Annotated in this window: 15 protein-coding genes; 8 read left to right on the top strand and 7 right to left on the bottom strand. The window is 61.4% G+C overall.

Features of this window, described 5'->3' with window-relative positions:
* Positions 1 to 21: 21 nt before the first annotated feature.
* Positions 22 to 981, bottom strand: a complete 960-nt coding sequence (locus ROE7235_RS04310; RefSeq protein WP_121093448.1) for an L-malyl-CoA/beta-methylmalyl-CoA lyase — start codon at positions 979 to 981, stop codon at positions 22 to 24.
* Between the two features lie 259 nt (positions 982 to 1,240).
* On the opposite strand from ROE7235_RS04310, the gene dgcN reads away from it, so the two are divergent.
* The 4 genes from dgcN (at position 1,241) to ROE7235_RS04290 (ending at position 6,046) form a co-directional block, all read left to right on the top strand.
* Entirely contained in the window at positions 1,241 to 2,242 is a 1,002-nt protein-coding gene (gene dgcN, locus ROE7235_RS04305; protein WP_121093538.1) for an N-acetyltransferase DgcN, read from the top strand.
* A gap of 57 nt (positions 2,243 to 2,299) precedes the next feature.
* Positions 2,300 to 3,277 carry an N-acetyl-D-Glu racemase DgcA gene (dgcA, locus tag ROE7235_RS04300; protein WP_121093447.1) on the top strand — a complete coding sequence of 326 codons (978 nt, stop codon included), beginning with the start codon at positions 2,300 to 2,302 and terminating at the stop codon, positions 3,275 to 3,277.
* A 62-nt stretch (positions 3,278 to 3,339) separates the two neighbouring features.
* A complete protein-coding gene (ilvD, locus tag ROE7235_RS04295) occupies positions 3,340 to 5,181 on the top strand; it encodes a dihydroxy-acid dehydratase (protein ID WP_121093446.1) in 1,842 nt (613 codons plus the stop codon).
* A gap of 1 nt (position 5,182) precedes the next feature.
* Positions 5,183 to 6,046, top strand: coding sequence for a D-amino-acid transaminase (locus ROE7235_RS04290; protein ID WP_121093445.1), 864 nt, complete (start codon positions 5,183 to 5,185; stop codon positions 6,044 to 6,046).
* A gap of 62 nt (positions 6,047 to 6,108) precedes the next feature.
* Here ROE7235_RS04290 and ROE7235_RS04285 read toward each other — a convergent pair whose 3' ends face one another.
* The 4 genes from ROE7235_RS04285 to ROE7235_RS04270 form a co-directional block, all read right to left on the bottom strand.
* Entirely contained in the window at positions 6,109 to 7,011 is a 903-nt protein-coding gene (locus tag ROE7235_RS04285) for a calcium-binding protein (RefSeq protein WP_147434167.1), read from the bottom strand.
* Between the two features lie 112 nt (positions 7,012 to 7,123).
* Entirely contained in the window at positions 7,124 to 7,456 is a 333-nt protein-coding gene (locus ROE7235_RS04280; RefSeq protein WP_121093443.1) for a hypothetical protein, read from the bottom strand.
* A complete protein-coding gene (locus ROE7235_RS04275; protein WP_121093442.1) occupies positions 7,453 to 8,082 on the bottom strand; it encodes a DUF5671 domain-containing protein in 630 nt (209 codons plus the stop codon). Before ROE7235_RS04275 ends, ROE7235_RS04280 begins: the two co-directional genes overlap by 4 nt.
* Positions 8,083 to 8,085: 3 nt before the next feature.
* The gene (locus ROE7235_RS04270) at positions 8,086 to 8,397 is read right to left on the bottom strand and encodes a DUF1244 domain-containing protein (RefSeq protein ID WP_121093441.1); all 312 of its coding nucleotides are present in this window, start codon (positions 8,395 to 8,397) and stop codon (positions 8,086 to 8,088) included.
* A 191-nt stretch (positions 8,398 to 8,588) separates the two neighbouring features.
* Here ROE7235_RS04270 and pyk point away from each other — a divergent pair, with 191 nt between their 5' ends.
* The 4 genes from pyk to rplT all read left to right on the top strand — a co-directional run bounded on the left by pyk (position 8,589) and on the right by rplT (position 10,976).
* Positions 8,589 to 10,034 carry a pyruvate kinase gene (gene pyk, locus ROE7235_RS04265; protein WP_121093537.1) on the top strand — a complete coding sequence of 482 codons (1,446 nt, stop codon included), beginning with the start codon at positions 8,589 to 8,591 and terminating at the stop codon, positions 10,032 to 10,034.
* Between the two features lie 25 nt (positions 10,035 to 10,059).
* Complete coding sequence (locus ROE7235_RS04260) at positions 10,060 to 10,293, top strand: hypothetical protein (protein WP_121093440.1); 234 nt, start codon at positions 10,060 to 10,062, stop codon at positions 10,291 to 10,293.
* 107 nt (positions 10,294 to 10,400) lie between these two features.
* Complete coding sequence (gene rpmI / locus ROE7235_RS04255) at positions 10,401 to 10,601, top strand: 50S ribosomal protein L35 (protein WP_121093439.1); 201 nt, start codon at positions 10,401 to 10,403, stop codon at positions 10,599 to 10,601.
* Positions 10,602 to 10,613: 12 nt separating this feature from the next.
* Positions 10,614 to 10,976, top strand: coding sequence for a 50S ribosomal protein L20 (gene rplT / locus ROE7235_RS04250; RefSeq protein WP_121093438.1), 363 nt, complete (start codon positions 10,614 to 10,616; stop codon positions 10,974 to 10,976).
* 63 nt (positions 10,977 to 11,039) lie between these two features.
* Here rplT and ROE7235_RS04245 read toward each other — a convergent pair whose 3' ends face one another.
* The gene (locus tag ROE7235_RS04245) at positions 11,040 to 11,786 is read right to left on the bottom strand and encodes an SDR family oxidoreductase (protein ID WP_121093437.1); all 747 of its coding nucleotides are present in this window, start codon (positions 11,784 to 11,786) and stop codon (positions 11,040 to 11,042) included.
* 40 nt (positions 11,787 to 11,826) lie between these two features.
* Positions 11,827 to 12,432, bottom strand: a complete 606-nt coding sequence (locus tag ROE7235_RS04240; protein ID WP_121093436.1) for a LolA family protein — start codon at positions 12,430 to 12,432, stop codon at positions 11,827 to 11,829.
* Positions 12,433 to 12,476: the final 44 nt, after the last annotated feature.

The raw sequence follows: 12,476 nt of genomic DNA, 5'->3' as shown, positions 1-12,476 counted from the left end.
ACATCGCGGCGGAGGCGGGGTTCAGGCGGCTGCAATCATCTCGGATTGACGCACGATAACTTCTGCCTGTTTGATGGACGCGATGTCGACAAGACGGCCCTTGTAAACTGTCGCACCTTCGCCTCGGGCCTTGGCTTCTTCCATGGCTGTCAGAATTTCACGCGCCTCCAAAACTGCTGTTTCCGACGGTGTGAACACCTCGTTCGCAAGTGCAACCTGCTTGGGGTGGATCGCCCATTTCCCGACCATTCCCAAGGTCGCGGAACGGCGGGCTTGCGCACGGAATCCCTCATCATCGCTGAAATCGCCAAACGGGCCATCGACCGGCAGCACGCCATGGGTGCGGCAAGCGGCAACAATCGCGGATTGCGCCCAATGCCACGGGTCTGACCAGTATTGCGCACCCTGGTGCAGCATGTAGTAGTTTTCCTGCGTGCCGCCGATGCCGGTGGTGGACATGCCCATCGATGCCGCAAAATCGGCGGCGCCAAGGCTCATCGCGACCATGCGCGGCGAGGCCGCCGCGATTTCCTCGACATGGCTGATACCCGCCGCCGATTCGATGATGACCTCGAAATTGATCCGCTTCTGGCGGCCCTTTGCAGCCTCGATGGAGGATACAAGCGCATCTACCGCGTAGATATCTGCGGCGCAGCCGACCTTGGGGATCATGATCTGGTCCAGCCGTTCTGACCCGCGCTCCAGCAGGTCAACCACGTCGCGATACCAGAACGGCGAATCCAGTCCGTTGATCCGCACGGACAGCGTTTTGCGCCCCCAATCCACATCATGCGTGGCCGCGACGACGTTGTTGCGTGCGCTATCCTTGTCAGAGGGCGCAACCGAATCTTCAAGGTCCAGATTGATGACATCCGCGGCGCTGGCTGCCATCTTCTCGAACAAGGCCACACGCGATCCGGGGCCGAACAATTGGCAACGGTTGGGGCGGGCTGCGGGCGCGGGTTGCAGACGGAAGCTCATGATGTAACCTCTTGGGACAGGATATGTCGGGACAGTGCGGATTTTTGGTATATTGTTGCATACCGTCGCGCAAGGACTTTTCTGCACTTGCAAATAAAATGCCGCAATGCAGCGCAACGCGCGGCAAGACCTTGCATAATTTTAGCCCGATACGACAATTTCTGCGCAAAATTGGCAGTTCAGGGCGCAAAATCACGAAGCTCTCCCCCGATATTCCGCTAAAACAGACCAAACCCGACCCCACACGATGGAGGCCCGCATGATCCAGACCCCGTACCTGTTGTTTCTGGGCGACGCGCCCGACCCACTGGCCGCCAAGGTCGCACAAGGCATAAAGGACTGGCGGCCCGATTTCGCGCTGGGCCAGTTTCGCATGGACGGCTGCCGCGCCGATATGGGCCTGCCAGATATGACACTGGCAGAGGCCAAGGCCGCAGGCGCGAAAACACTGGTGATTGGCGTGGCCAACCGGGGCGGTGTGATTTCTGCGGCATGGAAAAAGGTGCTGATCGCAGCGCTGGAAGAGGGGTTCGACCTGGCGTCGGGCCTGCACAACCTGCTGCGCGATGAGCCGGACCTGAAAGCGGTGGCAGAGGCCACAGGGCGCAGCCTGCATGACGTTCGCGTGCCCTCGGTGCAATACCCCATCGCCAATGGCGAGAAACGCAGCGGCAAACGCTGTCTGGCGGTCGGCACGGATTGTTCGGTGGGCAAGATGTATACCGCGCTGTGCATGGAGCGCGAGATGGTCGCGCGTGGCATGAACGCCAGTTTCCGCGCCACGGGCCAGACCGGCATCCTGATCACCGGGGATGGCGTGCCGCTGGATGCGGTTATCGCCGATTTCATGGCAGGGTCGGTCGAATGGCTGACGCCCGACAATGATCCCGACCATTGGGATTTGATCGAAGGGCAAGGATCACTGTTCCATGTATCCTATTCCGGCGTGACCATGGCGCTGATCCATGGCGGCCAGCCCGATGCGCTGATCATGAGCCACGAGCCGACACGCTCGCATATGCGCGGGTTGCCGGGCTATGAACTGCCGTCGCTAGAGGTTCTGCGCGACACGGCGCTGGCACTTGCGCGCGTCGCAAACCCGGCGTGCCAAATGGTGGGAATATCGGTCAACACGGCCGCGCTGGATGACACGGCCGCGCGCGACTGCTACGCAGAGATCGAAGCGCGGATGGGCCTGCCAGCAGTGGACCCATTCCGTCATGGGGCGGCACGGTTGGTCGATGCATTGGCATCTGTGTAAGGGGCGTTGCCCCTCTGGGGCCTGCGGCCCCATTCACCCCAGGATATTTAGGCAAGGATGAAAGAGGACAGCGTGTTCGGAATTTACGAAGATCGCTTCGCCTTGGCAGAGGTGTTCACCATCGCACGCGGGTCACGCACCCATGCGGATGTGTTGCGCGTGGACGTCGCGCGCGGCGGGTCTGCCGGGCAGGGCGAATGCGTGCCTTATGCGCGCTACGGCGAGACGATGGCATCCGTGCGCGCGCAGATTGAAGGGCTGCCGGACGGCATAGAGCGGGCTGCCCTGCAATCGGCCTTGCCAGCGGGGGCTGCGCGCAATGCGGTTGATTGCGCGCTCTGGGACTTGCAGGCAAAGCGCACAGGACGGTCGGTCTGGGACATGGCCGGGTTGGCAGCACCGGCACCGGTCCAGACCGCGTTCACCTTGTCCCTGGAGACGCCCGACAAAATGGAAGCCGCCGCGCGCAAGCATGCAATGCGGCCGCTTCTGAAAATCAAGCTAGGCACGCCGGAGGACATGCCGCGTCTGGAAGCGGTGCGGCGTGGCGCGCCGCGCACGCGCATCATCATCGACGCGAATGAAGGCTGGGATGCCGAGGTTTATGCCGATCTTGCCCCGCATCTGCTGCGGCTGGGCGTGGAAATGGTCGAGCAACCGCTGCCCGCCGGAGCCGATGACATGCTGGCAGAGATCGCGCGCCCCCTGCCCGTTTGCGCCGACGAGTCGTGCCATGACCGCGCCAGCCTGCCCGCGCTGCGGGGCAAGTATGACATGGTCAACATAAAGCTGGACAAGACCGGCGGGTTGACCGAGGCGCTGGCACTGCGCGATGCGGCGCGCTCCGAGGGCTATGGCGTGATGGTCGGTTGCATGGTCGGGTCTTCGTTGGCCATGGCACCGGCCGTTCTGGTGGCGCAGGGCGCCGATATTGTCGATCTGGACGGCCCGCTGTTGCTGGCCGAAGACCGCGATCCGGCCTTGCAATACGACGATGCTGGCATGCACCCCCCGCTGCCGGCGCTATGGGGTTGACGGCTCTTTCCCAAACCGCGCGCATAGGCTAATGCAAGCCCGTATCCCCGGAGGAGAGCCAAATGCCCAGATATCGTTCCCGCACCACAACCCATGGCCGCAACATGGCGGGCGCACGCGGCCTGTGGCGCGCCACAGGCATGACCGATGGTGATTGGGACAAGCCGATCATTGCCATCGTCAACAGCTTTACCCAGTTCGTGCCGGGCCATGTTCATCTGAAGGATCTGGGCCAACTGGTGGCCCGCGAGGTCGAAAAAGCGGGCGGCGTGGCCAAGGAGTTTAACACCATTGCGGTGGATGACGGCATTGCCATGGGACATGACGGGATGCTGTATTCCCTGCCCTCTCGCGAGGTGATCGCGGATTCGACCGAATACATGGTAAATGCCCATTGCGCCGATGCGATGGTCTGCATTTCCAACTGCGACAAGATCACGCCGGGGATGCTGATGGCCGCGATGCGGCTGAACATTCCGTGCGTCTTTGTGTCGGGCGGGCCGATGGAAGCGGGCAAGATAGAGGTCGAAGGCGTCGATAAGGCGCTGGACCTTGTCGATGCGATGGTCGTCGCGGCAGATGACAAATATACCGACGCGCAGGTGCAGGCGATCGAGGAAGCCGCCTGCCCGACCTGCGGGTCGTGCTCGGGCATGTTCACCGCCAATTCCATGAATTGCCTGACCGAGGCGCTGGGGCTGTCGCTGCCCGGCAATGGGTCCACGCTTGCCACCCATGCCGACCGCGAAAAGCTGTTCACGCGCGCGGGCCACCTGATCGTGGAAAACGCCAAACGGTATTACGAGCAGGATGACGAGAGCGTTCTGCCGCGCAACATCGCGAGCTTTGAAGCATTCGAAAACGCCATGTCGCTGGATATTTCCATGGGCGGGTCCACCAACACGGTGTTGCACCTGCTGGCCGCCGCGTATGAGGGCGGGATCGACTTCAGCATGGCCGATATCGACCGCCTGTCACGCCGCGTGCCCTGCCTGTGCAAGGTCGCGCCCGCCAAGGACGATGTGCATATGGAAGACGTGCATCGCGCAGGCGGTATCATGTCCATCCTTGGACAGTTGGACCGCGCGGGCCTGCTGCACAGCGATTTGCCGACCGTGCACAGCCCGACCATGGGCATGGCACTGGATATGTGGGATGTGACACGCACAGATGACCCCGATGTGCAGGAATTCTACCGCGCCGCCCCCGGTGGCGTGCGCACCACGCAGGCGTTTTCGCAGGCGAACCGCTATAAAACGCTGGACACCGACCGCGAGAAAGGCGTGATCCGTACCAAGGAACATGCGTTTAGCCAGGATGGCGGTTTGGCCGTTCTGTTCGGCAATCTGGCGGAACAAGGTTGCATTGTGAAAACCGCCGGGGTGGATGACAGCATTCTGAAATTCAGCGGCCCCGCGCGGGTGTTCGAATCGCAAGACGACGCCGTCAGCGGCATTCTGACCGGCATGGTCACGGTGGGCGAGGTCGTCATCATCCGCTACGAGGGGCCGCGCGGTGGACCGGGGATGCAGGAAATGCTGTATCCCACCAGCTACCTGAAATCCAAAGGCTTGGGCGCGGCCTGTGCGCTGGTCACCGATGGGCGGTTCTCAGGCGGCACGTCGGGCCTGTCCATCGGGCATGTGTCGCCAGAGGCGGACGAGGGCGGCCTGATCGGGATTGTCGAGAATGGCGACCTGATCGAGATTGATATCCCCGAACGCCGGATCGAATTGATGGTGGATGAAGCAACACTGGCCGCGCGCCGTGCCGTGCAGGACGAAAAGGGCTGGAAACCGGCCAAACCGCGCCCGCGCAAAGTCTCTACCGCGCTGCGCGCCTATGCAGCCCTGACCACATCGGCGGCCATGGGGGCCGTCCGCAAACTGCCAGAGGGGATGTAACTTGACCCGCATCGTTTATGTGAATGGCGATTACCTGCCCGAGACCGAGGCGAAAGTGTCGATCTTTGACCGCGGCTTTCTGATGGCCGATGGTGTCTACGAGGTCACGACCGTTATCGACGGCAAGCTAATCGACTTCGACGGGCATTTCACCCGTCTGGAACGGTCGCTGAATGAGTTGGACATCGCCAACCCGATGGACCGCGACGCATGGCTGGACGTTCATCGCGAGCTTGTTGCCCAGAACGGGATCGAGCTTGGTATGGTCTATCTGCAAGTGACCCGCGGGGCGCCCGGCGACCGCGATTTCATCTTTCCCGACCCCGAGACAACAACGCCCACGGTGGTCCTGTTTACCCAGTCGAACGCGGCGCTGGTCGAGAGCCCGAAGGCCAAGAAGGGCATAAAGGTTGTCACCATAGACGATCTGCGCTGGGGTCGGCGTGACATCAAGACGGTCCAACTGCTGTATCCCAGCATGGGAAAGATGATGGCCCTCAAGCAAGGCGCGGATGATGCATGGATGGTGCAAGACGGGGCAATCACCGAAGGCACCTCGAACAACGCCTATATCATCAAGGACGGCAAGATCGTGACCCGCGCGCTGTCGAACGACATCCTGCACGGGATCACCCGCGCCGCTGTTCTGCGCTTTGCGCGCGAGGCACAGATGCAGGTCGAAGAACGCAATTTCACCGTCGAAGAGGCGAAATCGGCGGATGAGGCCTTTGTCACCTCTGCCAGCACCTTCGTTATGCCGGTGGTGGCGATTGACGGGGCGGATCTGGGCAGCGGTACGCCCGGCCCCTTGGCCACGCGATTGCGCGAAATCTACCTAGAAGAAAGCCGCAAGGCCGCGATCTGAGCAGCGGTCTGAAGCGCGCAGTATCCATGGGCACGGGCGGCGTTGACCGCCCCGCCCGCTGGTCAAATCAGCATTATTGCGCCGACCACGTTGATATTCATGCTGGCCAGAACATCGGCCGGGTCCATGTCCTGAAAGCCTTCCAGCTCTGCCATGGCAAGGCCTTTTGCCAGAATAACAACGCCCGACCCGTCGGCACTGCGGGTCGCGCTTAGGGTGACACTGTCATCGAACGGAAGGTCTCCGCGCGCGCCGGATGGCAGATCAAGCTCGGAATTTACGATATCGTCGAACTGCGCCTGAAAGCCGCGCTCAAGGTCGATAATCAGACGGTCTTCGTCTAGATTAAAATCCTGAATAAGCGGCGTGTTCAGCGATGTGCCGGTTATGCTCTGGAAATTCCCGTCCGCATCAAACCCTCCGGGAGAGATGACGAACACGTCATCGCCATCCGCACCGACCATGACCGCGCCGCCGGATGTGACCAGTGTGTCATCGCCCGCGCCACCGTTCAAGACCTGCACGGCGCCGTCCGATGACACTTGATCCGCGATCAGGATGTCATTGCCAGCGCCGCCGAACCCCTGATCGTTGTCAAGCACGACAAGCGTGTCATTCCCGGCACCGCCACGCAGCTCTGTGCTGAATTCGGGCTTTCCGATCAGCGTGTCGTTCCCGCCAAAGCCGTTCAACGTGGGGTCACCTGCGATAGCGACCAGAAAGTCACCGCCCGGGCCACCTTGGCCAGCGGTTTCAGGCGACACATCCACATCACCACCCGGTTCCGTATCGGGTTCGGGTTCTGTCGGCAGCCCTGTTTCCGTGTCGGCAGGCCCATCTGCGGGCGGTTCATCCGTGGCAGGGTCGTCGTCGCCATCGGGGGCCGCGCCCGTGTCATCGCCCCCGTCGATCAATCCAAATGCACCAAACGCCAATAGCAGCGCGAGCAGACCGAATCCCGCCATGATTTTTTCCAATTTTCGCCAGATTGTTAAAACTAATAGCGGCAAAAGTGATTCGGTTAACGATTCTGATAGAAACAGACTGTTTCCAAAGTCTTAGGAAGCTCAGTGCTGGTTACTTGAGCGCCAAGCAGCCGTTGCTGACCTGCGCGCCGAACAATTCGGCAATCCGTTCAGGCTGTTCGAAATTTGCGCAGACCTGTGTTTCAGAGATGGTGAACGGCTCTTGCGTAAACCGATCGGTCTGGCGTGGCTGCGTCCCGCAGTGCGCCTGGGGGGCTTCGCGTGCGTCACATATCAAATATGCCGCCAGGTTTTGCAGGTCTTGCATGCGCCTGTCATCTCGCTGCTCCATCCGGGCCTGCCCCGGTCCGCCGACCTGCCACAGGCCCGCCGCGATCATCAACAGCGTGAACGGCACCAACAGCTTGGAAGTGAAGCGCGTCATCCCGCCTCCTCCAGAAAATCGCGGAACCATGCAATGACAAGCGCCGCAATCGTGACGACAAGCGCCACCTTGGCCGTGAACTGGGCAGTTACGACGCCCATAAGTCCGGCATAGACAACGGCAACCGCCGCACCCAACAGTGCGAGCGCCGCCAGAAACAAGGTCAGCACCCCGAATTTGCGGCGCAAAGGTGCGCGGCGCTGGCCCGGATCTTTGCCAAGTGCACGGGCCGCGCGGCGGTCCAGCCACAAGAACAGCGGCAGTGCCACGACCAAAAGCGCAACAGACCACCGCATCGACTGGGTCGCGCCGAAATATGGACGATCTTGCAGCGGGTCGGGCAGCCATATTGCGATCAGGTCAAAACCCAGATCGACAAGATTATAGGTCACGGCCAGCAGGGCCACGAACATCAGCCCGTATAAAACCGCATCCTGCCCGTTGGCTTGCGTTTGCGGGCGCGGCACTGGCAGGCCAAGCCCATGATCTGACCAACCGTCCAACGCGGCGGACACCTCGGCTTGCGACCAGCCCTCGGCCAAAAGCGCCGCGCGCAACACATCGGCCTTATGGCCAGCGCGCAACCCGTCCTGCACGAAGGCGGCAAGCTGTTCTTGGGGTTTCACCCGTCAGTCCTTGGTGCCGACATTTTCGGCAAAAGATTTGTCGAAAGCTGCTTTTTGCGCATCATCGGCTTCGGTCTGGTGCTTGGCCTTCCAGTCCTCGTAGGGCATGCCGTAGACCACCTCGCGCGCGGCGTCCTTGGACATGTCCAGCCCGCGCTCCTGCGCGGCTTCCATGTACCAGCGGGACAGGCAGTTGCGGCAGAACCCGGTCAGGTTCATCATGTCGATGTTCTGCACGTCGCTGCGTTTGTCCAGATGCGCCAGCAAGGTGCGAAAGGCGGCGGCTTCAAGCTCTGTCCGGGTGGTGCTGTCCATTGCATATCCTCTGTTTGTGGGTCTTAGGTGCGCATTCGACAGTGGCAGGTCAAGCGCGGCGGGCTTGCATTTCTGCACATAATCGGTAGGTGTTTGCGCTAACGAATTCATCCTGACACGCTGGGCTGTCATACCTATATCATAGACGCCCTCAGGACGCACAACACCAGAGAGGACACCACATGACGCCATTGCGCCGTCACCGTATGATCAAGATCGTGGCCACGCTTGGCCCGGCCTCTTCCGACTATGACACGATCCGCGCCCTGTTCGAAGCCGGCGCAGATGTGTTCCGCCTGAACATGAGCCACGGCACCCATGACGATATCGCCGCGCGCCACGCAATTATCCGCAAGATAGAGGCCGATCTTGGCCGCCCGATTGCCATTTTGGCCGACCTGCAAGGGCCGAAGCTGCGCGTGGGTATTTTCGCGAACGACTCTGAGGAACTGGAAGAAGGCGCCGCTTTCCGGCTGGACCTGACCGACAAGCCGGGTGACGCAACGCGTGTGACCCTGCCCCATCCCGAGATTTTCGAGGCACTGGAACCGGGTGCGAACCTGCTGGTCAATGACGGCAAAATCCGCCTGAAGGTGAATGACTGCGGCAAGGATTTTGCCGATTGCACCGTGGTCGTGGGCGGCACCATTTCCAACCGCAAGGGCGTTAACGTGCCCGACGTGGTGTTGCCCGTCGCCGCATTGTCGGACAAGGACCGCAAGGATCTGGAATTCGTCTGCCGTCTGGGCGTGGACTGGCTGGCGCTGTCATTCGTGCAGCGCGCCGCCGATGTGTCCGAGGCCCGCACGCTAGCGCAGGGCCGCGCCGCGATCCTGTCGAAGATCGAAAAACCCGCCGCGGTCGATGCGTTTGACGAAATCCTCGCAGTATCTGACGGGATCATGGTGGCCCGTGGTGATCTGGGCGTGGAACTGCCGGTGCAGAACGTGCCGCCCATCCAGAAACGGTTGGTGCGTCGCGCGCGTGCTGCCGCCAAGCCGGTAATCGTGGCCACCCAGATGCTGGAATCCATGATCGACAGCCCCATGCCCACGCGGGCCGAAGTTTCGGACGTGGCCACCGCCATTTATGAGGGAGCGGATGCGATCATGCTGTCGGCGGAGTCGGCCGCGGGCGATTACCCGATCGAGGCCGTCAGCACGATGGACAATGTCGCGCGCGAAGTCGAAAACGACCCGACCTATATCGAGATCATCGACGCGTCGCGCAAGGTCAAGCACAGCTCCATCGCCGATGGGATTGTCGCCGCCGCGCGCGAACTGGCCGAGAAAACCGACATAGCCGCGATTTGCTGTTTCACCGAATCGGGCACGACCGCGCTGCTGGTCGCACGCGAGCGCCCGCATGTGCCCATTCTGGCGCTGACCCCGATCACCAAGACGGCACGCCGCCTGCAACTGATCTGGGGCGTGCATTGCGAAGAGGTGGCAGAGGTCGAACGCTTCAAGAAAGCCGTTATCAACGCCGTGCGCGTGACGCGGAAATACGGGTTCGGCACCGAAAAGGACCAGATCCTTGTGACCGCCGGGATTCCGTTCAACCAGCCGGGCACGACCAACATCTTGCGGGTCGCACCCTGCGCAGAACACTTGATCGTATCAGGCGAACCCGAGTAACCTTGCACCTTTGGAAAGGGGCGGCATGGATACCGGGATCATCTTCCTGCTAGGGGTCTATTTTGTGCCGCTTGCCTTGGTCAGCGCAATCGCCGCTTGGGCGGATGGTCGCCGCCCCTACATGGCGCTGGGGCTTGCGTCGGTCGCTCTGGGATTGGTCCTTCTGGCCTCGGTCCTGCGCCCCGACGGCAGTTACGGGCTGCGCGACATCCCGCTTCTGAGTGTGGAGTATCTTGTGCGGATCTGGCAGGCGTTCTGAGCCTTGCACGCATCTGCAATCTGGTTTACTGCGCAGGTTCTATCTGAAGGGGCGTCCGGCCATTGTGGCATGCCGAGTCGCCCCCCTGACCGAAGAAGGAGTCGGAAATGCCCAAGATGAAGACCAAATCGGGCGCGAAAAAGCGCTTCTCCATGACCGCAACCGGCAAGGTAAAGGCCGGGCAAGCGGGCAAGCGGCACGGCATGATCAAGCGGACGAAGAAATTCATCCGCGACGCACGCGGCACCACCCTGCTGTCCGAGCAGGATGCCCGTATCGTCAAGTCCTACATGCCCTATAACCGGTAAGGAGAGCGGAACATGTCACGCGTTAAATCCGGAACAGTCACCCACGCCCGCCACCGCAAGGTCATCAAGGCCGCCGCTGGCTATTATGGCGCGCGCTCGCGCAACTTCCGCACGGCCACGCAGGCGGTGGACAAGGCCAACCAATACGCCACCCGCGACCGTAAGGTGCGCAAGCGCAATTTCCGCGCGCTGTGGATTCAGCGTATCAACGCCGCTGTGCGCGCGCTGGACCCGAACCTGTCCTATTCGCGCTTCATCAACGCACTGACCTTGGCTGGCATCGAAGTGGACCGCAAGGTTCTGGCCGATCTTGCCGTGCACGAGCCCGAGGCGTTCAGCCAGATCGTGGACAAGGCCAAGGCTGCAATGGCCTAAACGGCCCCAGTTACACCCTTGAAACCCCGCCCGGCCCAGCGCCCGGCGGGGTTTTTCTTTGATCTAGCCGCGCCCGACATAGGGCATCGCCGTAGCCATGACGGTCATGAACTGAACATTCGCCTGTAGCGGCAGGCTGGCCATGTGCAACACCGAATCCGCCACATGCTGCACATCCATCACCGGTTCAGCGCGCAGGCTGCCATCGGCCTGCGGCACGCCTTTGGTAAACGCCTCTGTCATCTCTGACGCGGCATTGCCGATATCTATCTGCCCGCAGGCAATATTGTGCTTGCGCCCGTCCAGCGACAGCGTCCGGGTCAGACCTGTGATTGCGTGCTTCGTGGCCGTGTAGGGCACCGAGCCGACCCGCGGCACATGCGCCGAAATAGAGCCGTTATTGATGATGCGCCCGCCCTTGGGATCCTGGGCGCGCATCATGGCGTAAGCACCGCGCGCGATCAGGAAGGCCCCATCCAGATTGACCGAGGCCACACGCCGCCAGTCCTGCCATGAAATATCGGCTATTTCCGTCGCGGGCAGACCCAGGCCCGCATTGTTGAAGGCTACGTCCAGCCGCCCGAACCTGTCACGGATCGCGGCAAACAGCGCGTCAACCTCTTCGGGATCTGACACATCGCAGGGCCGCGCCACCATGCGGTCGGGGGCGGTTGCGGCCAATGCGTCCAGCTTGTCGGCAGATCGCGCAACCAGCACCACCTTGTGCCCAGCCTGCGCGAAGGCCACTGCACAGGCGCGGCCTATCCCTTGGCTGGCGCCGGTTATCAGAACGATCTTGGGGTTTGTCATGTTACGGGCCCTGCTTGCCACAACCGCACAAACCCTCTGGTCAGCGCTCGCGCTTGTTAACCTCTGCCGTAATGTTGAACAAGCCCGCCGACAGGTCGCCCCCGAAACGCATATTGCCAAGGATGACAGTGGTTTCCGCCCCTGTATCATCGCGGATGACCCATTGACGCAGCTCTGTCGGATTGGCGGAAAACACCAGCCGGATAGAGCCGTATTGCGGGTTTTCAGGGTCCTGCGCAATGACGGTCGTAGTGGTGCCGTCATCGGTATGGCCCACCACCATCCGCCGGTTGCCGAAATCGACATTGCGTTCGAGAATCAGGTTCAGCGGTGTCCGGCGAAGCGGATACTGGCTTGGCCCCTGATTGGAGCGAGCATCGAAAATCGCAACCTGCCCACCGCCCGCCATGACCAAAGAGTCCTCTGGTGGGTCATACTCGAACCGCACACGTCCCGGCCTGCGGATATAAATACGCCCCGTCGACAGGCTGCCGTCGGGATTGATCTGGGTAAATTCGCCTTCCGCGGTACTAAACCCGTTGAAATAGCGCGAAATTTCACCCAGCGGGATACGTTCAGCGTAAGCGGGACGGACCAGTGCAAGGACTGGCAGGGACATAAACAGGGAACGACGTGTAATACTCATATCGAGTAATTAGCCTGTTTCGCAAACGCCGCAAAGCGCGATCA

Source organism: Roseinatronobacter ekhonensis (assembly GCF_900499075.1).
GTDB classification, from domain to species: Bacteria; Pseudomonadota; Alphaproteobacteria; order Rhodobacterales; family Rhodobacteraceae; genus Roseinatronobacter; species Roseinatronobacter ekhonensis.
Note: the sequence above shows the minus strand (reverse complement) of the source record. Positions and strands in the feature narration are given on the sequence as shown.